The 25,808-nt window shown below is 63.1% G+C and carries 28 protein-coding genes; 18 read left to right on the top strand and 10 right to left on the bottom strand.

The features are described 5' to 3' along the window. Nucleotides 1–67: 67 nt before the first annotated feature. A complete protein-coding gene (locus SJ05684_RS17645; RefSeq protein ID WP_034853696.1) occupies nucleotides 68–592 on the bottom strand; it encodes a helix-turn-helix domain-containing protein in 525 nt (174 codons plus the stop codon). A 118-nt stretch (nucleotides 593–710) separates the two neighbouring features. On the opposite strand from SJ05684_RS17645, the gene SJ05684_RS17640 reads away from it, so the two are divergent. Genes SJ05684_RS17640 through SJ05684_RS17630 form a run of 3 tightly spaced genes read left to right on the top strand, consistent with a single transcriptional unit; the run spans nucleotide 711 to nucleotide 3,226 of the window. Further along, on the top strand, nucleotides 711–1,553 hold the full coding sequence (locus SJ05684_RS17640; protein ID WP_050979967.1) for an AraC family transcriptional regulator: 843 nt from the start codon (nucleotides 711–713) through the stop codon (nucleotides 1,551–1,553). A 39-nt stretch (nucleotides 1,554–1,592) separates the two neighbouring features. Beyond that, a complete protein-coding gene (locus tag SJ05684_RS17635; protein WP_034853694.1) occupies nucleotides 1,593–2,522 on the top strand; it encodes a DMT family transporter in 930 nt (309 codons plus the stop codon). Between the two features lie 11 nt (nucleotides 2,523–2,533). Then, a complete protein-coding gene (locus tag SJ05684_RS17630; RefSeq protein ID WP_034853692.1) occupies nucleotides 2,534–3,226 on the top strand; it encodes a B3/B4 domain-containing protein in 693 nt (230 codons plus the stop codon). A gap of 21 nt (nucleotides 3,227–3,247) precedes the next feature. On the opposite strand, the gene SJ05684_RS17625 is transcribed toward SJ05684_RS17630, so the two are convergent. Next, a complete protein-coding gene (locus tag SJ05684_RS17625) occupies nucleotides 3,248–4,831 on the bottom strand; it encodes a peptide chain release factor 3 (RefSeq protein WP_034853691.1) in 1,584 nt (527 codons plus the stop codon). Nucleotides 4,832–4,928: 97 nt separating this feature from the next. Here SJ05684_RS17625 and dut point away from each other — a divergent pair, with 97 nt between their 5' ends. Continuing rightward, nucleotides 4,929–5,399: a dUTP diphosphatase gene (gene dut / locus SJ05684_RS17620; RefSeq protein ID WP_172901123.1), complete on the top strand. Its 471-nt coding sequence runs from the start codon at nucleotides 4,929–4,931 to the stop codon at nucleotides 5,397–5,399. Here dut and SJ05684_RS17615 read toward each other — a convergent pair. Then, entirely contained in the window at nucleotides 5,392–5,829 is a 438-nt protein-coding gene (locus SJ05684_RS17615) for an Lrp/AsnC family transcriptional regulator (RefSeq protein WP_034853689.1), read from the bottom strand. The two genes, dut and SJ05684_RS17615, sit on opposite strands and share 8 nt — an antisense overlap. Before the next feature lie 137 nt (nucleotides 5,830–5,966). On the opposite strand from SJ05684_RS17615, the gene SJ05684_RS17610 reads away from it, so the two are divergent. The 3 genes from SJ05684_RS17610 (at nucleotide 5,967) to cysK (ending at nucleotide 8,312) form a co-directional block, all read left to right on the top strand. Beyond that, nucleotides 5,967–6,881: a DMT family transporter gene (locus SJ05684_RS17610; RefSeq protein WP_034853730.1), complete on the top strand. Its 915-nt coding sequence runs from the start codon at nucleotides 5,967–5,969 to the stop codon at nucleotides 6,879–6,881. Beyond that, complete coding sequence (locus SJ05684_RS17605; RefSeq protein ID WP_034853687.1) at nucleotides 6,878–7,183, top strand: NIPSNAP family protein; 306 nt, start codon at nucleotides 6,878–6,880, stop codon at nucleotides 7,181–7,183. Before SJ05684_RS17610 ends, SJ05684_RS17605 begins: the two co-directional genes overlap by 4 nt. 160 nt (nucleotides 7,184–7,343) lie before the next feature. Continuing rightward, nucleotides 7,344–8,312: a cysteine synthase A gene (gene cysK, locus SJ05684_RS17600; protein ID WP_034853685.1), complete on the top strand. Its 969-nt coding sequence runs from the start codon at nucleotides 7,344–7,346 to the stop codon at nucleotides 8,310–8,312. Between the two features lie 272 nt (nucleotides 8,313–8,584). Here cysK and SJ05684_RS17595 read toward each other — a convergent pair whose 3' ends face one another. From SJ05684_RS17595 to rsmI, 5 genes are all read right to left on the bottom strand, one after another. Continuing rightward, nucleotides 8,585–10,117, bottom strand: a complete 1,533-nt coding sequence (locus SJ05684_RS17595; RefSeq protein ID WP_034853683.1) for a YifB family Mg chelatase-like AAA ATPase — start codon at nucleotides 10,115–10,117, stop codon at nucleotides 8,585–8,587. A 155-nt stretch (nucleotides 10,118–10,272) separates the two neighbouring features. After that, nucleotides 10,273–11,220 (bottom strand): glutathione synthase, encoded by a 948-nt coding sequence (gshB, locus tag SJ05684_RS17590; RefSeq protein ID WP_034853681.1) that lies wholly within the window; start codon nucleotides 11,218–11,220, stop codon nucleotides 10,273–10,275. Between the two features lie 162 nt (nucleotides 11,221–11,382). After that, nucleotides 11,383–12,708, bottom strand: a complete 1,326-nt coding sequence (locus tag SJ05684_RS17585) for an endonuclease (protein ID WP_309546784.1) — start codon at nucleotides 12,706–12,708, stop codon at nucleotides 11,383–11,385. Nucleotides 12,709–12,848: 140 nt separating this feature from the next. After that, nucleotides 12,849–13,217, bottom strand: coding sequence for a YraN family protein (locus tag SJ05684_RS17575; protein WP_034853673.1), 369 nt, complete (start codon nucleotides 13,215–13,217; stop codon nucleotides 12,849–12,851). Continuing rightward, complete coding sequence (gene rsmI, locus SJ05684_RS17570) at nucleotides 13,207–14,169, bottom strand: 16S rRNA (cytidine(1402)-2'-O)-methyltransferase (protein WP_034853671.1); 963 nt, start codon at nucleotides 14,167–14,169, stop codon at nucleotides 13,207–13,209. Before rsmI ends, SJ05684_RS17575 begins: the two co-directional genes overlap by 11 nt. 234 nt (nucleotides 14,170–14,403) lie before the next feature. Between rsmI and dnaN the strand changes: the two genes are divergently transcribed. The 6 genes from dnaN (at nucleotide 14,404) to SJ05684_RS17540 (ending at nucleotide 19,343) form a co-directional block, all read left to right on the top strand. Continuing rightward, nucleotides 14,404–15,522, top strand: a complete 1,119-nt coding sequence (gene dnaN, locus SJ05684_RS17565) for a DNA polymerase III subunit beta (protein ID WP_034853669.1) — start codon at nucleotides 14,404–14,406, stop codon at nucleotides 15,520–15,522. 312 nt (nucleotides 15,523–15,834) lie between these two features. Further along, complete coding sequence (gene pmtA, locus SJ05684_RS17560) at nucleotides 15,835–16,437, top strand: phospholipid N-methyltransferase PmtA (protein WP_034853667.1); 603 nt, start codon at nucleotides 15,835–15,837, stop codon at nucleotides 16,435–16,437. A gap of 14 nt (nucleotides 16,438–16,451) precedes the next feature. Next, a complete protein-coding gene (locus tag SJ05684_RS17555) occupies nucleotides 16,452–17,033 on the top strand; it encodes a histidine phosphatase family protein (RefSeq protein WP_034853665.1) in 582 nt (193 codons plus the stop codon). A gap of 7 nt (nucleotides 17,034–17,040) precedes the next feature. Beyond that, entirely contained in the window at nucleotides 17,041–17,745 is a 705-nt protein-coding gene (pyrF, locus tag SJ05684_RS17550) for an orotidine-5'-phosphate decarboxylase (RefSeq protein ID WP_083846103.1), read from the top strand. Between the two features lie 198 nt (nucleotides 17,746–17,943). Next, on the top strand, nucleotides 17,944–18,231 hold the full coding sequence (locus SJ05684_RS17545; protein WP_034853661.1) for a DUF1330 domain-containing protein: 288 nt from the start codon (nucleotides 17,944–17,946) through the stop codon (nucleotides 18,229–18,231). 131 nt (nucleotides 18,232–18,362) lie between these two features. Continuing rightward, nucleotides 18,363–19,343, top strand: a complete 981-nt coding sequence (locus SJ05684_RS17540) for a complex I NDUFA9 subunit family protein (RefSeq protein WP_034853660.1) — start codon at nucleotides 18,363–18,365, stop codon at nucleotides 19,341–19,343. Nucleotides 19,344–19,458: 115 nt separating this feature from the next. Here SJ05684_RS17540 and SJ05684_RS30035 read toward each other — a convergent pair whose 3' ends face one another. Beyond that, the gene (locus tag SJ05684_RS30035; protein WP_162098803.1) at nucleotides 19,459–19,677 is read right to left on the bottom strand and encodes a hypothetical protein; all 219 of its coding nucleotides are present in this window, start codon (nucleotides 19,675–19,677) and stop codon (nucleotides 19,459–19,461) included. Between the two features lie 193 nt (nucleotides 19,678–19,870). After that, a complete protein-coding gene (locus SJ05684_RS17530) occupies nucleotides 19,871–20,677 on the bottom strand; it encodes an undecaprenyl-diphosphate phosphatase (protein ID WP_034853654.1) in 807 nt (268 codons plus the stop codon). A gap of 155 nt (nucleotides 20,678–20,832) precedes the next feature. Between SJ05684_RS17530 and SJ05684_RS17525 the strand changes: the two genes are divergently transcribed. The 5 genes from SJ05684_RS17525 to SJ05684_RS17505 all read left to right on the top strand — a co-directional run bounded on the left by SJ05684_RS17525 (nucleotide 20,833) and on the right by SJ05684_RS17505 (nucleotide 25,791). Beyond that, nucleotides 20,833–21,525 carry a glutathione S-transferase family protein gene (locus SJ05684_RS17525; RefSeq protein ID WP_034853653.1) on the top strand — a complete coding sequence of 231 codons (693 nt, stop codon included), beginning with the start codon at nucleotides 20,833–20,835 and terminating at the stop codon, nucleotides 21,523–21,525. 10 nt (nucleotides 21,526–21,535) lie between these two features. Beyond that, nucleotides 21,536–22,708, top strand: a complete 1,173-nt coding sequence (gene queG, locus SJ05684_RS17520; RefSeq protein ID WP_034853728.1) for a tRNA epoxyqueuosine(34) reductase QueG — start codon at nucleotides 21,536–21,538, stop codon at nucleotides 22,706–22,708. Beyond that, complete coding sequence (locus tag SJ05684_RS17515) at nucleotides 22,696–23,568, top strand: SDR family oxidoreductase (protein WP_034853651.1); 873 nt, start codon at nucleotides 22,696–22,698, stop codon at nucleotides 23,566–23,568. Before queG ends, SJ05684_RS17515 begins: the two co-directional genes overlap by 13 nt. 469 nt (nucleotides 23,569–24,037) lie before the next feature. Beyond that, nucleotides 24,038–24,412, top strand: coding sequence for a septal ring lytic transglycosylase RlpA family protein (locus SJ05684_RS17510; RefSeq protein WP_034853649.1), 375 nt, complete (start codon nucleotides 24,038–24,040; stop codon nucleotides 24,410–24,412). Nucleotides 24,413–24,501: 89 nt separating this feature from the next. Next, on the top strand, nucleotides 24,502–25,791 hold the full coding sequence (locus SJ05684_RS17505) for an RsmB/NOP family class I SAM-dependent RNA methyltransferase (protein WP_034853647.1): 1,290 nt from the start codon (nucleotides 24,502–24,504) through the stop codon (nucleotides 25,789–25,791). Nucleotides 25,792–25,808 lie beyond the last annotated feature (17 nt).

Raw genomic sequence — 25,808 nt, 5'->3', positions numbered from 1 at the left:
CTCCTCGTTTTTCTTGAGGCTAGCCGTGCTCCGGTGGAAGGAACAACGCATAATTTATGCATGGCGGTCACGTCAGCGTAGTCACCAACCGCCCCATCGCACCATCGGCAAGCGGGATGCGCTCCCAAAGCACGCGCCCGGCCACGATCGGCACGTCGTCCCGCCTGTTCGGCCCGGTGTCGACGAGAAGGGAAGCCGTTTGGCCATCGTACCAGCCGAGATCGGTGAGACTGCGTTCCGCTTCCTGAATTTCGTCCGAAGCATAGCGGAGCATCGGGAGGCCCAGCAGTTCCCGCCGCCACTCCGCCCGGCGGGACGGCGAGGCCGCGAGCAGCCGGTGCGAGTAGTCGCAGATCAGATGCACCTTCGCCGTCGACATTTCGACGAGCCGCCTGAGCGCGGCGTCCGCCGACGGCGGCACCTTCTCGAATAGGCATTCGAGCGCCGCCGTCTGATTCTCGGAAGGCGTGAGCAGGCCGGCCTCCCATCGCGAGATGGTCGCTTGTGTGACCTGCAAGAGCTCCGCCACGTGGCTCTGCTTCATGCCGCTCAGGAGCCGAAGGCGCTTCAGCATGCGCCCTGTAAAAACCATGACAACCTCCATCGAGCGTGTGCCTCGATACTGCTTACCGAACCCACCTCTTTGCCGCTAGCCGACGCAAACGCTATACCTGCATGACGGCTCAATGAAGAACAGTGGTGAGCGGAAGGTGACGAGAGGCCAATTCAGACTGCTGCCGCGACGAATCGCCGGCATCGACGTGGTGGAAGCCACGACACGACACAGTTTTGCACGCCACACGCACGAGCAGTTCGGTATCGGCCTCATCCATCAGGGCGCACAGAAGTCGCTGAGCGGCCGCGGGAGGGTCGAGGCGCAAGCGGGAGACGTGATCACCGTCAATCCGGGCGAAGTCCATGACGGAGCGCCAATCGGCGACGCCGACCGCTCGTGGCGGATGCTCTATTTCGAGCCGTCGCTGGTCGATGCCGCCGCCGGCGACATCAGCGAGGGGCGGAGAAGAAGCTGCGAATTCGCAAACCCGGTCATCAGGAATGCCGCGCTTGCTGCCCGGTTTCGCGCGCTCTTCTCGGTTGCGGCGGCAGCCGGCTCCGATGCGAACCTTCGCTGGGAGGAACTGGCGGTCACCGTCTTGGCGGATGCGATGCAGCTTGCCCCGCGGCCGAACGCCCAGACCAAGGTGCCGAAGTCTCTCGCCTCGGCCGTGACACTCGTCGACGACGATCCGCTGGCTCCGCTCACCCTGGCGGACCTCGCGCGCGAAAGCGGCCTCAGCCGTTTCCAGGTCGTGCGCGGCTTTACCAAGGCAACCGGGTTTACGCCGCACGCCTATCTGATCCAGCGGCGGATCGACATCGTGCGGCGGCTGATTGCCGCCGGCACACCACTCGCGGAAGCGGCCGTTGCCAGCGGCTTTGCCGACCAGAGCCACATGACCCGCGTCTTCGTGCGGAAATACGGATTTTCACCCGGTGCCTATGCGCAAGCCGTGAGAGGCCCCGCAATTCCGTTCAAGACCGCCGCGCTCTGATCAGGTTTTATGCCGCCACTGACAAGAAGCGGCGGCAGGATGTCGAATCAACTTCAAGGATATCTCTATCTTTCGCTGGCGATGGTGCTGGTGGGCAGCACGGTCATTGCAAGCAAGATCATAGCCGCCGGCCTGCCGCCGTTCACGGCAACGGCGCTGCGTTTCGTGATCGCTCTCCCGCTTTTTCTGTTTCTGCTGCGGGCAACCGCAACGCCATGGCCGCGGCTGCCGAAGCTCGATTGGCTCATCCTGCTCCTGCAGGCGGGCGCCGGCAGCGTCGGCTACACGACCTTGCTGATTTCCGGTCTCAAGCTGACGCCCGCAGGGGATGCCGGCGTCATCATCGGCACGCTTCCCGTGGTCTCAGCCGCGATCGCCGTCATTATCCTTGGTGAAAGGCCGGGTCGCCTCGTGCTTATGGCCGCTGCCCTTGCCGCCGTGGGCGTTCTAGCGATCGTCCTGCAGCCGGATGCCAGCGGCACGCATTCGCTCACCGGCAGTGCGCTGATCTTCGGCGCCGTCGTCTGCGAAGGTCTGTTCATTCTCCTTGGCAAGCGCTTCAACGCGGAAATCCCACCATTGACCCTATCAACGCTGATGGCGGGCTTTGGCGGCGCGATCGCCGCACCGTTTGCGCTTGCGGAACTTCCCTCGACGCGCGCAGCAACCGCACCCGCCCTCGCTGCCGTGGTCTACTATGCGCTCGTGCCGACTGTCGGGGGTTTCCTGCTCTGGTATGCGGGGCTCGCGAAGGTCAGCGGTACCGAGGCCTCGGTCTTCACCGCTCTGGCGCCCGTGTCCGCCGTTCTCCTCGCCGCTGCCTTGCTCGGCGAACCGATTGCCGCCAATCAGATGATAGGCACCGGCGCAGTGCTCATGGCCGCCTTGGGCCTCAGCCTTCGGGCAGCGAAACTCCCAAGCGTCGGGCACGCAAAGTCTGATGCGGTCGAGCCCTCAACCAACCTGTAAAGAGCAACCTCATGTATTTTCGCCACTCAAACGGCATTTGGAACGATTTCCCCGAACTCGCCGCAGGCGCAATTCAAACGGAGGGCATCCGCAAGGACGTCGCGGTCGAGAAGCATGTCGCGCATTTTGGGGCGATCGCGAGAGCACGGCTTTCGGAGCACACGGAGAGCGAACTCCCGGAGATCCAGGCCTGGCGACGCGGCTTCGCACGCATGGGGCTCAAGCCGACGCAATATCGCTCAGCCTCCGAGGCACTTCTCCGGCGATTCCGGAAGGAGGGAGCGCTGCCAAAAATTCATCCAATGATCGACCTCTGCAACGCCGCTTCGCTTGCATATGCTATTCCGGTCGCTGTCTTCGATCTGGCGAGGATCACCGGCGATCTCGAAGTCCGACCTGCCGTCGGCGATGAAATCTACACGACATTCGCCGGCGACGTGGAGTTGCCCGACCTACAGGAAGTCATCTTCGCCGACGCGAGCGGACGCGCGCATGCGCGGCGCTGGACCAACCGTCAGAGCGGCCACTCGGCGGTGCGAGACGAGACTGCAAGTGTGTTGATCGTCGCGGAAGCTCTGCACGTCGATGCCGAGACCGATGTAAGACAGCTCGTCGACGAGCTCCATGCGGCCATCCGCGCGATCTGGTCCGTCAACCCGCGGAGTGCCGTGCTGAACCGCTCAGCGCCAAGCTTCGGTTGCTGAAGGAAACGGCCTCTGAAAGCCTCACGCCGCCTTGGCGACGTGATACTCCTTGACCGCAACCATCTTGATCGCCGGATAGCGTTCCGCCTCGTAGCGCAGCGAAAAGCCGTCCTGCGCCATGAACACCGGATCGCCATCCAGGTCTCGCGCAATGTCGCCGCGATGGGCAGAGATGAACTTGTCGAGATCGGCGAGACTGTCGGCGGAAATCCAGCGGCAGACGGAAAAGCGCGACATTTCGAAGGAGACGGGCAAGCCATACTCCGCCTGCAGGCGCTCCTTCAAGACGTCGAGCTGCAGTGCGCCGACGACTCCGACGATTGCGGGCGCCCCGTCGTCCGGCGAGAAGAGCTGCACGACGCCCTCTTCCGCCATCTGCTGCAGTGCCTCCTTCAGCTTCTTCGCCTTCATAGCATCCTCGAGCCGGACACGGCGCAGGATTTCCGGCGCGAAGTTAGGCACGCCCTGAAATACCAACGGCTCGCCTTCGGTCAGCGTGTCGCCGATCCTGAGCGTACCGTGGTTCGGGATACCGACGACATCGCCGGCAAAGGCGGTATCGGCGAGCTGGCGCTGGGAGGCGAAGAAGAATTGCGGCGCCGTCAGCCCCATCTGCTTGCCGGTGCGCGAGAGCCGCGCCTTCATACCGCGCTCGAGCTTGCCCGAGCAGACGCGCACGAAGGCGATACGGTCGCGATGGTTCGGGTCCATATTCGCCTGAATCTTGAAGACGAAGGCCGTCATCTTGGCGTCCGTCGCCTCGACGGTGCGGATGTCGGCGACCTGGGCGCGCGGCGGCGGCGCGAATTCACCGAGTGCGTTGATCAGGTCGCGGACGCCGAAATTGCGGAGCGCCGAGCCGAAGAAGACCGGCGTCAGATGACCCTCGAGGAAGGCCTTGCGGTCGAAGGGCTTGCAGGCCTCGATCGCGAGCGTCGTCTCCTCGATAAAGGCATCGCGCTCGTTTTCCGGCAGGCGGTGCGAGGCCGTTTCCGGGTCGTTGACCTTGGTCAGGTGCTCCTGCGTGTCGGCGCCGCGCACTTCGTTCGTTGCGAGATGGTAGGTGCCGCAGAAGGTTTTCGAGCGTCCGATCGGCCAAGTCACCGGCGCGCAATCAAGCGCCAATTTCTGCTCGACCTCGTCCAGGATCTCGAACGGATCGCGGCTTTCGCGGTCCATCTTGTTGACGAAGGTGATGATCGGGATGTCGCGCAGGCGGCAGACCTCGAAGAGTTTCAGCGTGCGCGGCTCGATACCCTTGGCTGCGTCGATGACCATGACCGCCGCATCGACCGCTGTCAGCGTACGGTAGGTGTCGTCCGCGAAGTCCTCGTGACCGGGCGTGTCGAGCAGGTTGAAGACAGTTTCGTCGTATTCGAAGGTCATCACCGAGGTCACGACCGAGATGCCGCGCTCGCGTTCGATCTTCATCCAGTCCGATCGGGTCTGGATGCGATCCTTCTTGGCCTTGACCTCGCCAGCGAGTTGGATGGCGCCGCCAAAGAGCAGCAGCTTTTCCGTGAGCGTGGTTTTACCGGCGTCCGGGTGCGAAATGATCGCAAATGTGCGGCGGCGGGAAACCGCCTCGGCAATGCTTTCGGCCATGATCGAGTATCCTGTGAGTTGCGGCGTCCTTTACAGGCTCGGAGGCCAATATGCAATTGACTGGAGCGGGGCCCATCGCCCTTATGACGGCATGACCATGAGCACGCCCGAAAACCACCCCGCCCTCACCCTCGTTCGACTGTCGCATGCGGCCGGCCTCGACCTGCCGGCATACGAGACGGCGGGCGCGGCCGGCATGGACCTGCGCGCAGCGGTGCCGGCCGAGGCGCCTATGACGATCCCGCCGGGGGGCCGCGACTTGGTCCCGACCGGTTTCATCTTCGAGTTTCCGGCTGGCTATGAGGGACAGGTGCGGCCACGCTCGGGCCTCGCCTTCAAGCATGGCATCACCTGCCTCAATACGCCGGGCACAATCGACAGCGACTATCGCGGCGAGGTGAAGGTGCTCCTCGTCAATCTCGGAGGAAAAGATTTCGTCGTTGAGCGCGGCATGCGCATCGCCCAGATGGTGGTCGCGCCGGTGGTTCAGGCGACCGTGCGCGAAGCGGACGGAGCGAGCGCAACCGCGCGCGGCGCCGGCGGCTTCGGCTCGACCGGCGCTAAATAAGCGGCGGCAGGCGCCGCTTGACCGGCGTCGACTTGACGATCGAAGTATTGGTCTGCGCCTTTTCGGCGATGCGGTCGAGGATCGTATCAAGTTCCCCCATATCGCGCACGAAAAGCTTGGCAACAAAGCAATCGTCGCCGGTGATCTTGTCGCACTCGACGATTTCCGGAGTTTCCTGGATCAGCCTTTCGACGATATGCAGCATGCCCGGCATAGGACGTACCCGCACGACCGCCTGCAAGGGGTAGCCGAGGCGGGCGGGATTCACATTGACGGTGAAGCCATTGATCACGCCCCGCTCCTCGAGCTTGCGCAGCCTCTCGGCCGCGCTTGGCGATGAAAGCCCGGCTTCCTGCGCGATTTCCTTCAGCGAGACGCGGGCATTCGCGGCAAGAATTTCGAGAATGCGGCGATCCAGTTCATCGAGCATGGCTGATACCTGTTAGGTAAATCTCTAAACAAGTCTAACATTGTAAGACATAACAGCGCAATTGCCTCACTCATTCTATATAAAACTTCCCATCAGCTCATTATGCTCTCCCGAAGTTGTGGAAGGGGACCGGTATGATGGACAGGAAGACCAGGCGTGGACGTGCGGAAATGACGGCGGCGATGCTGATCTCGGGAACGATCGGCTGGTTCGTCCTGATGTCCGGTCAGCCGGTGGCTGGCGTCGTCTTCTGGCGTTGTGTTTTCGGGGCCGCGACTCTCGCCGCGCTTGCGGCCATGCTTGGCCTCATTGACCTCCGCCGTCTACGCCTGCGCGTAATCGTCCTCTCCGTTGCCGGTGGTATGGCGATCGTGGTTAACTGGCTGCTGCTCTTTGCGGCCTACCCGCGCGCATCGATCTCGATCGCGACGATGGTCTACAACACCCAGCCCTTCATGCTGCTCGGGCTCGGCGCCCTCTTTCTTGGTGAAAGGATCACCCCGGCCAAACTCTTCTGGCTTTCGGTGTCCTTCGCCGGCATGATCGCGATCGTCTCCGCCAAGCCGGCGGGTGGTTTCGAGCCCGCCAACTATCTCGCCGGCGTCGGGCTCGCCCTCGCAGCCGCCTTCTTCTATGCCATCGCGGCGATCGTCACGAAGCTTCTCCAGGGCACACCACCGCTGCTCATCGCACTGATTCAAGTGATCACTGGTGCCGTGATGCTGGCGCCCTTCGCGCTTGCCAACCCGCTGCCGCAGGACGGGACGCAGTGGATGTTGCTGATCGTCATCGGCGTTGTCCATACCGGTGTCATGTACATCCTGCTATACGGGGCGATCCAGAAGCTGCCGACCCATGTGACCGGTGCGCTCTCCTTCATCTACCCGATCGCTGCGATCGTGGTCGAACGCATTGCCTTCGGTCACGCGCTGCAAGCGGTCCAGATCGCCGGATCGGCCGCGATCCTGCTTGCCGCCGCCGGTACCAATCTCGGCTGGAATCTTCGGTCCATCCCGCTTATCAGACTCGCACGCAAACGGAGCGCATCATGATCACCTGCTATCTGAAATACGTCATCGATCCCTACAAGGTCGAGGAGTTCGAGCATTACGCCAAGCTCTGGATTCCGCTGGTGAACCGCCTCGGCGGCAGTCACCACGGCTACTTCATGCCGCATGAGGGCGCGAACAACATCGCACTCGCGCTCTTCAGCTTTCCCTCGCTTGCGGCCTACGAGGCCTATCGCGAGAAGATGGCGACGGATTCCGAATGCCAGGCGGCCTTCGCCTATGCAGAAGAGACACGCTGCATCGCGAGCTATGAACGCAGCTTCATGCGCCCCGTTTTCGAATGAGTTGCCTCTGGGCCGCGAGCGGAAAAACATTCCCCGACCCGCGGTTTTGGCATCGTTTTTTCCTCCAGTTGCGCCAATCCGGGGCTGTCCCGCTCTGGCCCGAGCCGAGCAACGCCCCTATTCTCGCGGTCAACCGGTCCATACGAAAGGGAGAAACGAAATGCCCGAAGCGCGCAAGCCCGGCCGCGGCCGCATCTATTCCTCGATCACCGAAACGATCGGCGACACGCCGATCATCCGGCTGGACAAGCTTGCCGGGGAGAAGGGCGTCAAGGCGAATCTGCTCGCCAAGCTCGAATTCTTCAACCCGATCGCCTCAGTCAAGGATCGGATCGGCGTCGCCATGGTGGAATCGCTCGAGGCTCAGGGCAGGATTGCCCCGGGGCGCACGACGCTCATCGAGCCGACCTCCGGCAATACCGGCATCGCGCTTGCCTTCGTTGCGGCCGCCAAGGGCTACAAGCTGATCCTCACCATGCCGGAGACGATGTCGGTCGAACGGCGCAAAATGCTGGCGCTGCTTGGTGCGGAACTGGTGCTGACGGAGGGCGCCAAGGGCATGAAGGGGGCCATCGCCAAGGCGCAGGAACTGGTCGAAACGCTACCCGATGCGATCATCCCGCAGCAGTTCGAAAACCCGGCCAACCCAGAAATCCACCGCAGGACGACGGCCGAGGAAATTTGGAACGACACCGAGGGCGCGGTCGATATCCTCGTGTCCGGCATCGGCACCGGCGGCACGATAACCGGTGCCGGCCAGGTGTTGAAGGCACGCAAACCGTCAGTCCAGGTAATCGCGGTGGAGCCCGAAGAATCGCCGGTCCTTTCCGGCGGCGCGCCCGGACCGCACAAGATTCAGGGCATCGGCGCCGGCTTCGCGCCGTCGATCCTCGACACATCGATCTACGACGAGGTGATCACCGTCAACGCGGGCGAAGCGGTAGAGGCCGCGCGCCTGGTCGCGAGACTCGAAGGCGTGCCGGTCGGCATCTCCGCCGGTGCGGCGTTGCAGGCGGCGATCGAAGTCGGGCAGCGCGAAGAGAACGCCGGCAAGACCATCGTCGTCATCATCCCGTCTTTCGCCGAACGCTATCTCTCGACGGTGCTGTTCGAAGGGTTGGGAGCGTAGGTCGAGCCTGCTTTCCGATGACTTACTTCCAATGATTTGCAAGGGCGCCGACGGGCGCCCTTCTTTCGTTATGCCGCAACCATCAACGGCAATCCCGCTGTGCGATGAAGACCGCGAATCTCGCGCGTCAACTTTTACGCACACTTGGGCTGTCGAAGCGCCAAGAGTGGCTGCACCGCTACAGTGCTGCGCGTCTTTTCAGACGCGCAAAGGTCGCTGCTGTATCTCTTGATCTGCGCATCGAACTTTCCAAAAATCTCGATTTCGGGGCGCTAGGCCGCCGCCGGCAGCCGCTCGCCGGCGACGCGGTAGGAGATCGCCTCGGCGAGGTGGATGCGGCCGACCGTCGGCGCGCCGTCGAGGTCGGCAAGCGTGCGAGCGACCTTCAAGACGCGATGGTAGCCGCGGGCAGAAAACTTCATTTTTTCCGCCGCATCTCTGAGGAGTTGCAGGCCCGCCGCATCCGGCTCGGCGATCTTCTCGATCATCGCCGTCGATGAGCGGGCATTACTCGTCAGTTGCGGATGGCCAAGGTCGGTGAAGCGCTCCCTCTGCAGTTCACGGGCGCGGGCAACCCGGCCTGCGACAGTGGCGCTCGCCTCGGCGGTGCCCGGGCGGATCAGGTCGGCGGCGCTGACAGCCGGCACGTCGATGCGGATGTCGATCCGGTCCATCATCGGTCCGGAGACCCGCGCCTGGTAATCGGCCATGCAGCGCGGACCGCGGGCGCAAGTATGGCCCGGCTCTCCGGCCATGCCGCAGCGGCAGGGGTTCATGGCCGCGACGAGTTGGATCGCGGCCGGATAGCTGACGCGGTGATTGGCGCGGGCGATCACGCATTCCGCCGTTTCGAGCGGCTGGCGCAACGCGTCGAGGACCTGCGGCGAGAATTCCGGAAATTCGTCGAGAAACAAAACGCCGTGATGGGCGAGCGACGCCTCGCCGGGCTTTGCCCTGATCCCGCCACCGATCAAGGCTGCCATGGTGGCCGAATGGTGCGGCGCGCGGAACGGCCGCCGATCGGAGAGCTTGCCGCCCGGCAATTGCCCGGCGATCGAATGGATCATCGAGACTTCGAGCAGTTCGGCAGGCGAGAGCGGCGGCAGGATCGAAGGAAGGCGTGCCGCAAGCATCGACTTTCCGGAACCGGGTGGGCCGACCATCAGGAGATTATGATTGCCGGCGGCAGCGACTTCCAGCGCCCGCTTGGCGCTTTCCTGGCCCTTGATGTCGGCGAGATCCGGCAGATTGGCGGCCGTCGCCCGCACGGAGGGTTCCGGACGGGAGATGACCTGCGTGCCGCGGAAATGGTTGGCTATGGCGATCAGGCTTCGCGGTGCGAGGATGTCGATATCCGACCCGGCCCAGGCCGCTTCCGGGCCGCTTTCGGCAGGGCAGATCAGCCCCTTGCCGAGCGCATTGGCGCCGATCGCCGCCGGTAGTGCACCGGCGACGGGCGCGATCGTGCCGTCGAGGTTGAGTTCGCCGATGACAACATAGCCGGAAAGCGCATCAACCGGAATCGCCCCCAGCGCCGCCATCAGGCCGAGCGCGATCGCAAGATCGAAGTGACTGCCCTCCTTCGGCAGGTCCGCCGGCGCCAGATTGACGGTCACCCGCTTGGCTGGCAGCGCCAGGCCGGATGCGTGAAGCGCCGCCTGCACACGCTCGCGACTTTCGGCGACGGCCTTGTCCGGCAGGCCGACGATTTGCATGCCGACCTTTCCCGGTGCGACCATCACCTGAACGTCGACCGGAACGCCCTCGATCCCCTGAAATGCCACCGTGCTGACGCGCGCGACCATGATATCCCCTTGTCCGGCGTGCTCCCACCGCCACAACCGCCGCCGGTACGCGCATCAATCTTGCACGGCACGCGCTCAAAAACAAGAACAATAATAGAACAAACGCAACAATATCCCGGGCGTCGCCAGGGGCGCGACGCGCGCGAGGCAGCCAATCAGCGGCGCTTCCTCTCGATCGCGTCCCAGAGCAGGCTGGCGACATCGGCGCCGCCGAAGCGTTTTACCTCACGGATTCCGGTCGGCGAGGTGACGTTGATCTCGGTCATGTAGTCGCCGATCACGTCGATACCGACGAAGACGAAGCCGCGCTCTTTCAGCGCCGGGCCGATGCGGGCGCAGATTTCCCGCTCGCGGGAGGTCAATTCCGTCGCCTCGGCGCGTCCGCCCACATGCATATTCGAGCGGGCGTCGTGCTCGGCTGGCACGCGGTTGATCGCGCCGACCGGCTCGCCGTCGACGAGCAGGATGCGCTTGTCGCCCTTCCTGACCTGCGGGAGGTATTCCTGGGCGATGAAGGGTTCGCGAAACATCTGACTGAACATTTCGAGTAGCGAGGAGAGATTGCGGTCGTCGCGCGCGGAATGAAAGACGCCGGCGCCGCCATTGCCGTAGAGTGGCTTCAGGATGATGTCGCCCATCTCCTGGCGGAAGCGAGCGATCTCACCCGGGTCGCGGGTGATCAGTGTCTTCGGCATCAGGTCGGGAAACTCGGTGACGAAAATCTTCTCCGGCGAGTTGCGCACCCAGGCCGGATCGTTGACGACGAGCGTCTTCGGATGCAGGCGCTCGAGCAGATGCGTCGAGGTGATATAGGCCATGTCGAAGGGCGGATCCTGGCGAAGCAGGATGACGTCCATGTCCGAAAGATCGATCCGCTCCGGCTCGCCGAGCGTGAAGTGATCGCCCTTCACATCGCGCAGCGTCATCTGCTGCGCCGTCGCATAGACCTTGCCGTCGCGCAGCGACAGCCTGTCGGGCGTATAGTGGAACAGCCGATAGCCGCGGCTTTGCGCCTCGAGGCTCATCGCAAAGGTCGAATCGCCCGCAATGGTGATGCCCGAGACATGGTCCATCTGGACCCCGACATTGACGATTCTTGTCATCTTACCGTTCCTGGTTGGTCCCTGACCGCATCGGCCTTATGCGAGATCGCTGCGGGCGGAATTATACAGCAGTTCAAAGTGCTGCGGCGGCCTTGCTCCCAAGGCGCCACAGAGCCCGCAACATGTAGAACGCGCAAGGCGCCCAGGCAAGGAGACGACAGGTCATTCGAAACCCTCGACGACGCAGGTGATGAGGTCGTGATCGGACAAGGGACGACCGGACGCGTCGAGCGAGGGAATGATGCGGCTTTCACCGATCCTCATGCCGCGCGCGAGAAACCAGTCGAGCTTCATTGCCCGCTTCGGCCAGCGCGTGATCAGGCTGGGCCGCGTCGTCATCTGGTCGATCGGGCCGCCATGGCGGGTGAAGCCGCGCGCGGCGCTCATCGCGAAAAGCCCCTCCGCCTCGAAATCGCCGCCGATATGATTGCCGGTGTTGAGATCGCCGCCGATGAGCATGGGAAGCGCCGGAAAGGCCGCATCCAGGCGCTCCACCAATTCCTTCACCTGCCGCTCGCGATAGGCGGCGGTCGTTGCGCTTTCGAGATGGGTGGAGACGGCGACGAAGGGTCCCGCCTCGGTCTCGATGACGGCGCCGACGGCGATACGCTCGCCAAGCCGCGGCTGGTCGGTATCCGTGAACCACAGGCGCTCGCCCCAGAGCCGTTCAAGGAAAGGCCGGCGGAGGGGAACGGAAGTCAGCAACGCATTGCCGTGGAAGCCCTTTTCGTTGGCGTCGTCCTTGCAGAAATCGCGCTCCGTATCCGATCCCAACCCGAGTTCAAGGAACTCGATCCCATAGGCATATTGCATGCCGAGCATCGTCGCGACGTCGGCCGTCGTGTGGCGCTGGCCCGTCCGGGCCATGCCGTTATCCATTTCGGAAAGCATGACCAGCGATGCGCCGGCCGCACGGAGATGCCCGGCGCTTTCTTGCGGAAAGAGGCAGCGCTCGAGGTTCCAGGCGGCGACAGTAAAGGGAAAGGCCAGCGGTCCGTCCGAAGCAGCGATTCCGCCGACCTCGATCCTGTTCATCGCTGCTACGTCTGCCATGGCCGCGTCATGGGTGGCTATGCTGCGCTCCATGCGGGCCACGTCGTCGCGGCACTGCTGCGAGGGAATGGCGAGCGTCGATACGGTCTCTTCGATCACAATGGGCTCCGGATTGACGGTTTCTCGGCGGGCAGGCGCGGCGCCCGCCGCTTTGCGATCGAGCCGCTTGCCGTTCCGCCGAGAAAAATTCAGTCGTTCGGTGGATATGGTGATCGCGAGCTCGTCTGCAAGCGGCGCCTCCCTCAGTACCTGATCCTCGACCATACCGTGAACAAGGCGCTTCGCTCCCAGTTTCTCGACACAGTCGACGCGGAAGACGAGCGCCTCCTCGCCGATCTCCACAGAGCGCAGGTCCTCTGCCCTGAAGCCGACAGTCACCGGGCCCCGCGCGGACGCCGGATAGCCGAGCTCGATCGCATGGGTGCCGACATGCAATCGACCGCTCTCTTGATCATTTCCCCTGTCCTCTCCACCGTGGTTGCGGTCGGCATTGGACTAGTGGTCTTCGATGACAGCAGGTAATGCTTCCGTGACGGAGCGATTACATTTTTGCCCGATCGGTCAAAAACGCCCCCTCAAAACGCATCGGCCAGATGCCGCGGCCAACGCCAAGGCGAGACGGCGACAATATCGTAGCGTACCGACAGGCGGTGGAAATCGGGCTGGCGCGAAAGCCAGAGATCGCTTGCAGCCCTGATCCGCCTTTGAGAGGAATGGGAGACGGCGAAGACTGCGCCGTCGAACGTGGCCCTCGCCTTCACCTCGACAATGGCGACGAGTTCGCCGCGTCGGGCTATGATGTCGATCTCGCCGAGGCTGGTGCGATAGCGCATGGCCACGATGCGGTAGCCTTTTACCATCAGGCAGAGCGCGGCGCGATATTCGGCAAGGAGCCCGCGCTTCAGTGCCTTCAACTTGCGCGCGTCCGGACGCTCAGCCTTCATTGCTTTCCTTGAGGCTCAGGAGCCGGTCGTAGAGCTCCTTGCGCGGCAGGCCCGTCCGGCGGGCGGCCTCCGTCGCGGCCTTGCCCATCGGCATGACGCGGGAGAGTTCCCGCAAGAGCGCATCGATATCCGCTTCTTGCGGGGCGGGCTTCGCTTCCGGCGGTCCGATGACCAGCACGATCTCGCCCTTCACACTGCCCGTATCGGCGTAGAAGGCCTTGAGTTCGCCGAGCGTGCCGCGGCGGAACTCCTCGAAGGTCTTGGTCAGCTCGCGGCAGACCGCCGCCTTTCTCTCCGCCCCGAGCACCTCGGCAGCCGCGGCGATCGTCGTGGCGATACGGTGTGGCGATTCGAAGACGATGAGCGTCGCCGGTGCGTCTCCAAGTTCAGCTAGCCGCTCGCGGCGGGCCTTGTCCTTTACAGGCAGGAATCCGGCAAAGAGGAAGGTGTCGCTTGGAAGGCCGGAGCCGACGAGCGCGGCGAGAGGTGCGGAGGGTCCCGGGATCGGAACGACGCGGTGACCGGCCTCGATCGCAAGCTGCGCCAGCCGATAGCCGGGATCGGAAACGAGCGGTGTGCCGGCATCGGAGACCAGCGCCACAGACTTGCCCTCAGCGAGCGCCGAAAGAAGCCGCGACCCGGCCTCGGCCGCGTTGTGCTCGTGGTACGGCACCGGCCGGTTGACGATGCCGTAGCGATCGAGGAGCACCCGCGTCACCCGCGTGTCCTCGCAGGCGAGCAGGTCAGCCCCGGCGATCGTCTCCAGCGCCCGAAGCGTGATGTCGGCGAGGTTCCCGATCGGCGTCGCCACCAAATAAAGCGCCGGTTCCAGCGGGCGCACCGGGATAGTCGCGTGCCTCAGGCGAAAACCGCGCTGCCTCTCCCTCTCCGCCGCCTCGCCTGCTTGCTGCTTTTCCAATGGCCGCTTCCCGATCCTGCATGGCCCGATCATTCCCGATCGGCGGTTCGCGCCCTTTATGAGTGAGCGCAACGCACAGGGCAAGGCTGCGCGGTGGCGACGGGCGCATGCGCTGGGGAAACTGCCCGCGAAACCCCTTGCTTTCGCGGTTCTTTTTCTGCCATTTTGCCTCTCCACATCTTTTCCGGCCGGCCGGCCGGGGACACGCAGTTGACGCTGTGGCGGGCGCCTCGTCCGTCCGGCAATGGTTGAAAGCGGTAGCATCCCATGCGCATTACTCTCGAGCGGTCCAATCTTTTGAAATCGCTGAACCATGTCCACCGCGTGGTTGAACGGCGAAACACGATCCCGATTCTCTCGAACGTGCTGTTGCGCTCGGATGGTGCGAGCCTCGAATTGAAGGCCACCGACCTCGACCTTGAAATCACCGAGGCGACGCCGGCCCAGGTGGAACAGCCGGGCGCCACGACGGTTCCGGCCCACCTGCTCTACGATATCGTCCGAAAGCTGCCGGACGGATCGGAGGTGCTCTTGGCGACCAATGCCGAGGGTACGGCGATGACAGTCGCCTCCGGCCGGTCGAAGTTCTCGCTGCAATGCCTGCCGCAATCGGATTTTCCGGATCTGACCGCCGGCAGCTTCTCGCATTCCTTCCGCCTGAAGGCGTCCGACCTCAAGATGCTGATCGACCGGACGCAGTTCGCGATCTCGACGGAGGAGACCCGCTACTATTTGAACGGCATCTTTGTGCACACGGTCGAAAACAAGGGCGAATTGAAGCTGCGCGCGGTCGCCACCGACGGCCATCGCCTCGCCCGCGCCGATGTGGAGGCGCCGTCAGGCTCCGAGGGCATGCCCGGCATCATCATTCCACGCAAGACCGTCAGCGAATTGCAGAAGCTGCTCGACAATCCGGACGTAGTGGTGACGGTCGAAGTCTCCGATGCGAAAATCCGCCTGACGATCGCCTCGATCATCATGACGTCGAAGCTGATCGACGGGACCTTCCCCGACTATCAGCGCGTCATACCGGCGAGCAACGACAAGGAACTGCGCGTCGATTGCCAGTCCTTCGCCCAGGCCGTCGACCGGGTGTCGACGATCTCCTCGGAGCGCGGCCGGGCCGTGAAGCTGGCGCTCAATGATGGCCAGATGACATTGACCGTCAACAATCCGGACTCGGGCAGCGCCACGGAAGAATTGCCGGTCGGCTACGAAGGCGATCCCCTCGAGATCGGCTTCAACGCCAAATATCTGCTCGACATAACCTCGCAGCTCACCGGCAACGACGCGGTTTTCATGCTGGCGGATCCCGGCTCGCCGACGCTGGTGCGCGATCTTGCCGCCGACGACGCGCTCTACGTGTTGATGCCAATGCGCGTGTGAAGAAAGGAAGCTCTCCAATGGAACCCGCCCTGCTGTCGCCCGGCGGGTTTTTTTATGACCACCGCCACGTTCCGCCCGATTCTTCCACATTACGGCGCTGCGCGTCTTTTTAGACGCGCAAAGGTCGCAAGCAGCACTTTGAATCACCGCGTCTTTCATCCCTAAATGGAAAGGACCTGGGGAAACATGCAGTAGGCGCAGACAGACTTGCTTTCGCCGCATATAGGAGCACATTATGAACGAGCACGCACTCAAGCTCGGCGAATCAGCCAGCAGGAGCAGAGCCGACAACGAGGAGGTCGAGGGAATTCTATGAGCTTGCGCTTGAAGGTTAAGGAACGGTTCGGCCGGAAGTTCGACGAGGAAATCCGTTTCTTCAAGGGCTGGATGAGCAATAGCCGCGCCGTCGGCGCAATCCTGCCGACATCCTCATTCACGGCGCGCCGCATGGCGAGTGTCGTCAACCCGCGTTCCGGCCTGCCGGTGCTCGAGCTCGGTCCGGGTACGGGCGTCATCACCAAGGCTATCCTGGAGCGCGGAGTGCCGCCCGAAAAGCTGGTTTCGGTGGAATATTCCACCGACTTCTTCAATCAGTTGAGGGAGCATTTCCCTGACGTCAACTTCATCAACGGCGATGCCTTCGATCTCTCCCACACGCTGGGAGGGTTCAGGGACCAGCAGTTCGACAGCGTCATCTCGGCCGTGCCGCTGCTGAATTTTCCGATGCATCGCCGTGTCACGCTGATCGAGGATCTGCTTTCACGCATCCCCGTGGGCCGGCCGGTGGTGCAGATCTCCTATGGGCCGCTCTCGCCCGTCGTCGCCATGCCCGATCGCTATCGCATCCAGCATTTCGACTTCGTCGTCCGAAACATCCCACCGGCGCAGCTCTGGGTCTATAGCCGCACCCATTGACCCGGCGGCGGCCGATGTTCGGCGTCTATCTCACGCATCCGCAGGTGCGGATCGATCCTGGAGTTCCCGTATCGCGATGGGGTCTTTCCGATCTCGGGCGGGAGCGCACGCGCATGACGGCCGGACAGCCCTGGGTACGGCTGCTCGGCCGCATCATCGCCAGCACGGAAACGAAAGCGCTCGAGACCGCGGCAATATTAGCGGGGGCCGCGGCCATTCCGGTCGAAACGGGCGAGGAGATGGGCGAAAACGACCGCTCCTCGACCGGCTTTCTTCCGCCGGACGAATTCGAAAAGGCGGCGGACCGCTTCTTTGCCCATCCCGAGGATAGCTTCGGAGGCTGGGAGCGGGCAATCGACGCCCAGGCGCGCATCTCGAGAGCCGTCCTTTACATCCTCGAGCGGCACGATCCGGCTGTCCCGATCGCCTTTGTCGGCCATGGCGGCGTCGGCACCCTCTTGAAATGCCAAATGACGGGCACGGCGATCGCGCGCAGCGCCGATCAATTGCCGGGCGGGGGCAATCTCTTTGCATTCCGTCTTGCGGATCGCGCCGTCACGTGCGACTGGACCGCGATGGAATTCTGGCAGGGGTAGTCTCGACATGAGCATGTATGCGCGTGACCGATTGATTGTCGGCCTTGACCTTCCGACCGTGGCGGAATCGGAGAAGATCGTCGCGAAACTCGGCGAGGACGTTGTCTTCTACAAGATCGGCTACCAGCTCGTTTTTGCAGGCGGGCTCGAATTCGCGCGTGATCTCGTGGCCGCCGGCAAGAGGGTCTTCCTCGACATGAAGCTGCTCGACATCGACAATACGGTGGCGAAGGGCGTGGAGAACATCGTCAAGATGGGCATGTCGATGCTGACGCTCCATGCCTATCCGAAAGCGATGAAGGCTGCCGTGGAGGCGGCCAAGGGATCCGATCTCTGCCTTCTCGGGGTCACCGTACTCACCTCGATGGACCAGCAGGATGTGATCGACGCCGGATATGAATACGACCCGCACATGCTCGTCCTGCGCCGTGCCGAACAGGCGCGTGCCGCCGGCATGGGCGGTATCGTCTGTTCGGCGGAAGAGGCCGTCTCCGTCCGCCGGATCATTGGCGCTGACATGGCGCTGGTGACACCCGGCATCCGGCCCGCCGGCACGGAGAAAGGCGACCAGAAGCGCGTGATGACGCCGGGCGACGCCATCCGGGCCGGATCGAGCCATCTCGTCGTCGGACGGCCGATCGTCAAGGCGGCCGATCCGCTCGCCGCGAGCCGCGCAATTCTCGCCGAGATGGCCGACGCGCTTTCCGGTTGAGCCGCATCAAAAAAACAACAGGTCAGCGAAGCGGGCGCTTGACCTTGCCCCCATTTTGCCGAAAGTAACCGCCTCCTGCATGTTTCCTCGGCCGAACCCGGCAAAAAACATGCAGCATTTCAAGGTGCTGCAGCGGCCCCAGCGCGCTTCAAGCGACGCGCGGCGCCGTGCGCGCCGCAGAGGGACGAGGAGGTCGGAATGGCCAAGGGATACTGGATTGCTCGCGTCGATGTGAGAGACGCCGAACGTTACACGGATTACGTAGCAGCAGCGAAACCCGCCTTCGAGAAATACGGCGCGACCTTTCTCGCGCGCGGCGGCCAGTTCCGCCGCCTGGAGGGTGCCGTGCGAAGTCGCAACGTGGTGATCGAGTTTCCTTCCTTTCAGGCTGCCATCGACTGCTACAACTCGTCGGAATACCAGATCGCCGCAGCCATCCGCCAGGAGGTCGCCGACGCGGAAATGGTGGTCGTAGAGGGCGTCTGAGGCGTGGTACTCCGGCCTCGCAAGGGCAGTGAAAATGGACGGGCAGGCCTGTGCGGATTGGCCTTCACCTCGCCCGCCGCTTGCGATATGTAGCAAGCGTCCTTGCCCATGAAATCAGGAGTGCGTTTCCCATGACCTTGTCCAATCTTCCGCCGCTGGTGACGATTTTCGGCGGATCCGGATTTGTCGGCCGTCATGTGGTGCGCGCGCTCGCCCGTCGGGGCTATCGCATTCGCGTCGCAGTTCGCCGGCCGGATCTCGCCGGTCATCTCCAGCCGCTCGGCAATGTCGGCCAGATCGTCTGCGTCCAGGCCAATCTGCGCTACCGCAAGTCAGTGGACCGTGCCGTCGAGGGCGCCGACCACGTGATCAATTGCGTGGGCGTCCTTTACGAAAGCGGGCGCAACAGCTTCGACGCCGTGCAGGAGTTCGGTGCCCGTGCCATCGCCGAAGCGGCCCGTGCTGCCGGCGCGACGCTGACCCACATATCGGCAATCGGCGCCGATCCGAAATCCGAATCCGACTATGCCCGCACCAAGGGCCGCGCCGAACTGGAGGTTCTCGAGACCGTGCCCGACGCGATCATCCTCCGCCCGTCGATCATCTTCGGCCCGGAGGACGGTTTCTTCAACAAATTCGCCGGGATGGCGCGCTTCTCGCCGGTCCTGCCGCTGATCGGCGGCGGTCACACCAAGTTCCAGCCGGTCTATGTGGGCGACGTCGCCGAGGCCGTCGCCCGCGCCGTCGAAGGCAAGCTTGCAGCCGGCACGATCTACGAGCTCGGCGGGCCGCAAGTGCTGTCCTTCCGCGACTGTCTCGAACTGATGCTGAAGACGATCGACCGCAAGCGCCCCTTCCTGTCTCTCCCCTTCGGCGTCGCGTCGGTTCTCGGACGCATCGCCTCGCTGGTGCCCTTCATCGCGCCGCCGATTACCGCCGACCAGGTCGTGTTGCTGAAATCCGACAATGTGGTCTCCGACAAAGCGGAAACCGAGGGGCGCACGCTGGCCGGCATCGGCATCGCACCGACCATGCTCGATGCGATCCTGCCCACCTATCTGGTTCGCTATCGTCCGCAGGGACAGTATACGCGCACCGGCCGTTCCGCCTGATCGAGCCGCAGCAACAGGTGAACGCATCGTTGGCGCCGGAGACCGGCCCGCGGCATTCTGTTGCCGGGCAGCAACACCGTTGCAGTTCTGCCGCACTCGCAAACGCGTATGTCATTTACCCGAGATTCAGCATGTCCTGATATTGATCATGACATGCCCGGCGAATAAACAGCGCTCGCAACACGCGGCTCGGCAAACACAAGCCGGTGCCAATCCACATTCGAAAGGCATACCGTCCCATGGGCAAGTCGATCGCAATCTTTTTTGCGTCTGCGGCAATGATCATTCTGGCTGGCTCATTCATGGCACCGAGCACCGTTGCAAGCAGCAGCAAGGGCTGCACGCCCGCTTACGGCGTCGACCCGTGCACGACGGCGTCGGTTGCTTCTTCCGGCAACTGAGCCGACGGTTGCCCCCGGCCCTGTAGAACAGGGCGGCTGAGGGCAGAGACATTTCTTTTTTGGCGGGGGCCAGGGGCCGCATGCGTTTCGAAAGGGACGCATGCGGCTTTATCTTTACGCGGGCGGTCAGCCAAACACCCAAAGGCCGATCAGCCCAGCGATACCGACGAGAATGCGCCAGACGGCGAAAGGCGTGAAGCCGCGATGCGAGACGAAATCGAGCAGCGAGCGCACGACGAAGACCCCGGCAACGAATGCGGCGACGAAGCCGACAGCAATCATGCCGATATCGTCGAAGGAAAGCGCCTCACGGTTCTTGTAGAGATCGAGGGTGAAGGCGCCGGCCATGGTCGGCATGGCGAGGAAAAAGGAAAACTCGGCGGCTGAGCGCTTGTCCGTTCCCATCAAGAGGGCGCCGGCGATCGTCGCGCCGGAGCGCGAGGTTCCCGGGATCATCGCCAGGCACTGGAACAGGCCGATCTTGAAGGCGAGCGACGGCGGATATTGGAAGACGTCGGTGTAGCGCGGCCTCAGCGGAAGACGGTCGATGACATAGAGGACGATGCCGCCGGCGATCAGCACGACGCAGATCAGCATCGGCGTCTCGAAGAGGACCGACTTGATGAAGCCATGCGCAGCCGCACCGATAACGGCTGCCGGCAGGAAGGCGAGCAGAACCGAGAAGACGAAACGGCGCGCCTGCGCACTTGCAGGCAGGGCAAGCGCGATCGACAGGAGTTTCTGGAAATAGACGAGCAGGATCGCGAGAATTGCGCCGAGCTGGATAAGGACAGCAAACGTATTCCCGGGCGACTTGAAGCCGAGAAAGTGGCCGGCAAGCAGGACATGCGCCGTCGACGAGACGGGAATGAACTCCGTAAGCCCCTCGATGAGCCCGAGGACAAGCGCGCTGATGATCGATTGATCCGCCATATATAAGATATTCCTGATATAGTGGGATTTTGGAGGAGAATTGCGATTCTCTTGTGTTTGCCACCTGAACTACCTATAGCTCGTTACAACGAGCCGTGGCCAGATGCATATGCCGCGATGCTGACATTCCCAAGACAGCGCAAAATCTTTGACCGATGCCGACACTGTATCATCACCCCATGTCTTCCGCCTCGCGGTTCGTACGCCTTATTCTCTCCGAATATGGCTATCAGACGGAACTCTCAGAGGAGCAGCCCTGGGAGAACAGGCGGGACTTCCTGGCGCTCAACCCGGCCGGAACGCTGCCGGTCTATGTCGACGACAGCATGCGCGCGCTTTGCGGCGCGACGATCATTTCGGAATATCTGGACGAAACCAGCGGGATCATGAAGCGGGACCGCCGGCTGCTGGCCGAGGACCCGTTCCAGCGGGCGGAAATCCGCCGGCTCACGGAGTGGTTCCTGCAGAAGATGGAAGCCGACGTGACGCGGCCGCTCGTGCGCGAGCGCATCTACAAGCTGCAGATGAGACCAGACCAGGGTGGCGGCGCACCGGACTCGAAGATCCTGCGGACCTCGCGCAACAATATCCGCCAGCACATGAAGTATCTTTCCTGGCTTGCCGGGTCGCGCCCCTGGCTTGGCGGCGACCGCATCTCCTATGCCGACCTTGCGGCAGCCGCTGCGATATCCGTGCTCGATTATCTCGGCGAAATCGACTGGTCCGATTCGCCGGCCGCCAAGGAATGGTACCAGAGGCTCAAGTCGCGTCCATCCTTCCGGCCGCTGCTCGCCGAAAGGGTGCGCGGTGTCACCCCCGTCTCGCATTATGCGGATCTCGACTTCTAGGGACATGACCATGCCTGGCAACGCTCAACAGGCGGAGAACCAGGACAGAAAGCGACGGACGCTCACCGCCTTCCTGAAGGAGGAAGCTGCGGCCAAGGGCTTCGACATCTGCCGCATCACGCGGTCGGACGCCATACCGCATGCGCCGGAGCGGCTGCAGGCCTTCCTTGCCGCAGGCTGTCACGGCACCATGGGATGGCTGGCCGAGACGGCGGAACGACGGGCCGATCCGCGCGTCCTCTGGGGCGAGGTCCGGTCGATCGCCCTGTTCGGCATGAATTATGGCCCGGACACCGATCCGCGCGACATCCTCGCCATGCGCGACCGCGGCGCCATCTCCGTCTACGCCCAGAACCGCGACTATCACGACGTCGTCAAGGGACGGCTCAAGGAGATCGCGACGCGCTTTGGCGCTCGCGCCGGCGAGGACGTGAAAGTGTTCGTCGATACGGCTCCGGTCATGGAAAAGCCGCTGGCGGAGAAGGCCGGCCTCGGCTGGCAGGGCAAGCATACCAATCTCGTCAGCCGCGACTTCGGCTCCTGGCTCTTCCTCGGCAGCCTGTTCACGACCGCCGATCTCGAGGTCGACGCGCCCGAGCGCGACCATTGCGGTTCCTGCCGCGCCTGCCTCGACGCCTGTCCTACCGGCGCTTTTCCAGCGCCCTACCAGATCGATGCTCGACGCTGCATCTCCTATCTGACGATCGAGCACAAGGGGCCGATCGAGCCGGAACTGCGCCCGCTGATCGGCAACCGCATCTATGGCTGCGACGATTGTCTTGCCGCCTGTCCCTGGAACAAGTTCGCGCGGGAGGCCTCCGAGATGAAGCTCAAGGCGCGCGAAGATTTAAAGCAGCCGGAGCTCGCCTTGCTGCTGACGCTCGATGATGCCGCCTTCCGCGCCTTCTTTTCCGGCTCTCCGGTCAAGCGCATCGGGCGTGACCGCTTCGTCAGAAATTGCTTGATCGCCGCCGGCAATTCCGGTGAAGAAGCCCTGGTCCCCGCCTGCATGGCCCTGACACGCGATCCGTCGCCGCCGGTCAGGGGCATGGCGGTCTGGGCGCTGTCGCGGCTGATGCCGCAAGAGGAACTCATCGCCTTTGCGCGCGAGTGTCCGCCGGAGACGGACGAGGAGGTTGTTTCGGAATGGATAATGGCAGGTGTGAGCCGATGCATGTCCTGATACTTGGCGCCGGCTATTCCGGTACGGCGATCGCCAAGGCCTTTGCACCCCGGGCGCAATCGGTGACCGGGACGACCCGCTCGCCCGACAAGCTGCAGCCGCTGAAGGGCTCCGGCATCGATCCGCTCCTGTTCGACGGAAACGAAATCCGCGCCGAGCTGGCGCAGGCGATGAAAAGAACGACGCATCTCGTCCAGTCCATCGCGCCGGGGCAGGAGGGTGATCCGATGTTCCGCGGCAATACGCCACCGCTTGCCGGGCTCCTGCCGAATCTTCGCTGGGCCGGTTATCTCTCCACCGTCGGGGTCTATGGCGATCATGGCGGCGCCTGGGTCACGGAAGACACGGTGATCAAACCGGTCTCGCAACGTTCGAAGGAGCGCGTCGAGGCGGAGAACGCCTGGCTCGACTTCGGCGCCCGGCAGAAAATTCCCGTCGCCGTGCTCAGGCTTGCCGGCATCTACGGTCCGGGCCGCAACGCTTTCCGCAATCTTGCCGCAGGTACGGCCCACCGCATCATCAAGCCGAACCAGGTCTTCAATCGTATCCGCGTCGAGGATATCGGCGCGGCGGCAACCTTCCTTGCCGGGCGCGGCCTTGGCGGGATCTACAACATCACCGACGACGAACCGGCGCCGCCGCAGGATGTCGTATCGGAGGCCGCCCGGTTGATGGGCGTCGAACCGCCACCGGAAGTTTCCTTCGAAACCGCCGACCTCTCCCCGATGGCGCGCTCTTTTTACGGCGAGAACAAGCGTGTTTCCAACGCGCGGCTGCGAGAGGCCGGCTTCGGGCTCGCCTTCCCCAACTATCGCGTCTCGCTTGCACAGCTATGGGCGTCCGGCACATGGCGGGGATAGGCGTTTTCTCGCTGCCCCGGCACTGCGACAGTATATCCCACCAATCGTGAGCGCACCCTCTCAGATCATCCGATAGTATAGGATTCTACCCCTCGCACTTGGATTGGTTTTGATTGCCAAGTTTCTGCCAATACTTGGGCGGATTCCACAACCTTAGCGATAGTTCGCCGAATACACCCTTCGACAACTGCAGAGTTTCATCGTAATCGAAATTTTAAATTGTCTTTTATCATCGGCATGGCGTCTCACACCGACGCAAGGCCAAAAACGATGTTTAGCTGTTGATTCCAAAGAACTTCTGCAGTTCACCTAAAACAATTCAAATGAACATTTATTTTTAATTTCCGCCGCCTCCCAATGAATCCTAATCGAAAGTTAACGGTTGAAGCACGTTTTTGCCATTTTTTGCCTCAATTAGCTCAATTCGCAAGGGAACACATTTCAGCATTTAAACCGCAGGGGACGTCGCTTGAAGCCAGCGAAGATCAAGGCTGCTGCCGCTGCAGCGCTATTCACCGTCGGGCTGGGACTGGTCTCGACACCCGAAAGTCAGGCGGCAGGAACCGGATGCGGCGGCGCCTCCTGGTATGCCCTCACATCGAAAACGGCCTCCGGCGAGAGGATGAACCCCTCGCGCCTGACGGCCGCCCACCGCAGCCTGAAATTCGGCACGAAAGTGCAGGTCACGAACAAGCGCAACGGCAAATCCGTCGTCGTCAGGATCAATGACCGCGGACCGTTCATTCGCGGCCGCGTGCTCGACCTTTCCAAGGCGGCGGCCTCGCAGATCGGCATGATCCGCTCCGGCACCGCCAGTGTCTGCTATCGCATCATCAATTCCTGAACGGCATTGGCGGCAGCCATATTCTGCCGCTGCCGTCTTGCTCTTCGATGCCTTCGCCGCTACCACGGCGAAAAAGGAGTTGATCGAAGATGCGATTGGGCGGGCGGCTCTCGGGAGCCATTGAAGTTCTTGACGACATAGAGAGGCGCAAGCGCCCTGTCGCCGATGCGCTCAAGGACTGGGGCCTCTCCCATCGTTTCGCCGGCTCCGGCGACCGCGCAGCCATCGGCAACATCGTCTATGATGCGCTTCGGATGAAGCTCTCCCATGCCTATCTCATGGACAGCGACAGCGCCGTCGCACTCGGCCACGCGGTCATGTACCGGCAATGGGGCTTTACCCCAGGGAGCCTCGCGGCGGAACTTGCCGACGACAAGTTCGCACCGGAAGCGCCGTCTTCGGAAATGATGACGGCCTTCGCACAGCGCCGGATCGAAATCGCACCGCTCTATGTGCAGGGCGACATTCCGGAATGGACGCAAGCGTCGTTCGAGGAGAACTTCTCCGACGATTGGCTCGATGAAGCCAGGGCGCTTGCCGGCCGGCCGACCCTCGACCTGCGCGTCAACACGCTCAAGGCGACGCGCGCGAAAGTGCTGAAGGCGCTGGAGCGCAGCGGCGCTGAAGCGGCGGCGATCGCCCGCCATGGCATTCGCATCCCCGCCGGCGAGGGCGCGTCGCGCCTGCCGAACGTGACGGCCGAGATCTCCTTTCAAAAGGGCTGGTTCGAGGTACAGGACGAAGGCTCTCAGATCGTCGCCGATCTCGCCTTTCCGCAGGAGGGCGAGCAGGTGCTTGACTATTGCGCCGGCGGCGGCGGCAAGACGCTTGCCATGTCGGCGGCGATGCACAACAAGGGTCAGGTCCATGCCTACGATACCGACCGTAAAAGGCTGGCGCCGATCATCGAGCGGCTGAAACGGGCGGGCACCCGCAATGTGCAGGTCCATGAAACAGCCGACTCGCTCGCATCGCTTGCCGGGCGCTGCGACCGCGTGCTCGTCGATGCCCCCTGTACCGGCACCGGCACCTGGCGCCGCCGGCCGGACACCAAATGGCGGCTGACGCAGAAGAATCTCGAGGAGAGGCTCGCGCAGCAGGAGGAGGCGCTTGCCAGCGCCTCGCATTTCGTCCGCCCCGGGGGACACCTGATCTATGTCACCTGTTCCGTCCTGCCGGAGGAAAACGAATCGCAGGTCTACGGCTTCTGCGAGGACAATCCGGAATTCGAGATCCTTTCCGCTGCCGATACATGGGCGACGCTCTTCGGGACCGACAAGCCGCAGCCCTGGTCCGCCGACATGAAGACGGTGACGCTGACGCCGGCTTCGACCGGCACCGACGGCTTCTTCTTCTGCCTGATGGGCAGAAAGAGCTGACGGAGCCCCAGAGTCGG

Origin of the sequence: Sinorhizobium sojae CCBAU 05684 (genome assembly GCF_002288525.1) — a bacterium.
Taxonomy (GTDB): domain Bacteria; phylum Pseudomonadota; class Alphaproteobacteria; order Rhizobiales; family Rhizobiaceae; genus Sinorhizobium; species Sinorhizobium sojae.
Note: the sequence above shows the minus strand (reverse complement) of the source record. Positions and strands in the feature narration are given on the sequence as shown.

Excerpts from the sequence above, each read along its gene's own strand:
- SJ05684_RS17525 (WP_034853653.1), top strand. The coding sequence starts at position 20,833 with ATGCCGACACTGTATCATCACCCCATGTCTTCCGCCTCGCGGTTCGTA.
- SJ05684_RS17545 (WP_034853661.1), top strand. The coding sequence starts at position 17,944 with ATGGCCAAGGGATACTGGATTGCTCGCGTCGATGTGAGAGACGCCGAA.
- SJ05684_RS17610 (WP_034853730.1), top strand. The coding sequence starts at position 5,967 with ATGGACAGGAAGACCAGGCGTGGACGTGCGGAAATGACGGCGGCGATG.
- SJ05684_RS17515 (WP_034853651.1), top strand. The coding sequence starts at position 22,696 with ATGCATGTCCTGATACTTGGCGCCGGCTATTCCGGTACGGCGATCGCC.
- SJ05684_RS17635 (WP_034853694.1), top strand. The coding sequence starts at position 1,593 with ATGTCGAATCAACTTCAAGGATATCTCTATCTTTCGCTGGCGATGGTG.
- SJ05684_RS17605 (WP_034853687.1), top strand. The coding sequence starts at position 6,878 with ATGATCACCTGCTATCTGAAATACGTCATCGATCCCTACAAGGTCGAG.
- pyrF (WP_083846103.1), top strand. The coding sequence starts at position 17,041 with ATGAGCATGTATGCGCGTGACCGATTGATTGTCGGCCTTGACCTTCCG.
- SJ05684_RS17540 (WP_034853660.1), top strand. The coding sequence starts at position 18,363 with ATGACCTTGTCCAATCTTCCGCCGCTGGTGACGATTTTCGGCGGATCC.
- pmtA (WP_034853667.1), top strand. The coding sequence starts at position 15,835 with ATGAGCTTGCGCTTGAAGGTTAAGGAACGGTTCGGCCGGAAGTTCGAC.
- SJ05684_RS17615 (WP_034853689.1), bottom strand. The coding sequence starts at position 5,829 with ATGCTCGATGAACTGGATCGCCGCATTCTCGAAATTCTTGCCGCGAAT.
- SJ05684_RS17625 (WP_034853691.1), bottom strand. The coding sequence starts at position 4,831 with ATGGCCGAAAGCATTGCCGAGGCGGTTTCCCGCCGCCGCACATTTGCG.
- queG (WP_034853728.1), top strand. The coding sequence starts at position 21,536 with ATGCCTGGCAACGCTCAACAGGCGGAGAACCAGGACAGAAAGCGACGG.
- gshB (WP_034853681.1), bottom strand. The coding sequence starts at position 11,220 with ATGACAAGAATCGTCAATGTCGGGGTCCAGATGGACCATGTCTCGGGC.
- SJ05684_RS17505 (WP_034853647.1), top strand. The coding sequence starts at position 24,502 with ATGCGATTGGGCGGGCGGCTCTCGGGAGCCATTGAAGTTCTTGACGAC.
- dut (WP_172901123.1), top strand. The coding sequence starts at position 4,929 with ATGAGCACGCCCGAAAACCACCCCGCCCTCACCCTCGTTCGACTGTCG.
- SJ05684_RS17530 (WP_034853654.1), bottom strand. The coding sequence starts at position 20,677 with ATGGCGGATCAATCGATCATCAGCGCGCTTGTCCTCGGGCTCATCGAG.
- SJ05684_RS17630 (WP_034853692.1), top strand. The coding sequence starts at position 2,534 with ATGTATTTTCGCCACTCAAACGGCATTTGGAACGATTTCCCCGAACTC.
- SJ05684_RS17595 (WP_034853683.1), bottom strand. The coding sequence starts at position 10,117 with ATGGTCGCGCGCGTCAGCACGGTGGCATTTCAGGGGATCGAGGGCGTT.
- SJ05684_RS17575 (WP_034853673.1), bottom strand. The coding sequence starts at position 13,217 with ATGAAGGCTGAGCGTCCGGACGCGCGCAAGTTGAAGGCACTGAAGCGC.
- cysK (WP_034853685.1), top strand. The coding sequence starts at position 7,344 with ATGCCCGAAGCGCGCAAGCCCGGCCGCGGCCGCATCTATTCCTCGATC.
- SJ05684_RS17645 (WP_034853696.1), bottom strand. The coding sequence starts at position 592 with ATGGTTTTTACAGGGCGCATGCTGAAGCGCCTTCGGCTCCTGAGCGGC.
- dnaN (WP_034853669.1), top strand. The coding sequence starts at position 14,404 with ATGCGCATTACTCTCGAGCGGTCCAATCTTTTGAAATCGCTGAACCAT.
- SJ05684_RS17555 (WP_034853665.1), top strand. The coding sequence starts at position 16,452 with ATGTTCGGCGTCTATCTCACGCATCCGCAGGTGCGGATCGATCCTGGA.
- rsmI (WP_034853671.1), bottom strand. The coding sequence starts at position 14,169 with ATGATCGGGCCATGCAGGATCGGGAAGCGGCCATTGGAAAAGCAGCAA.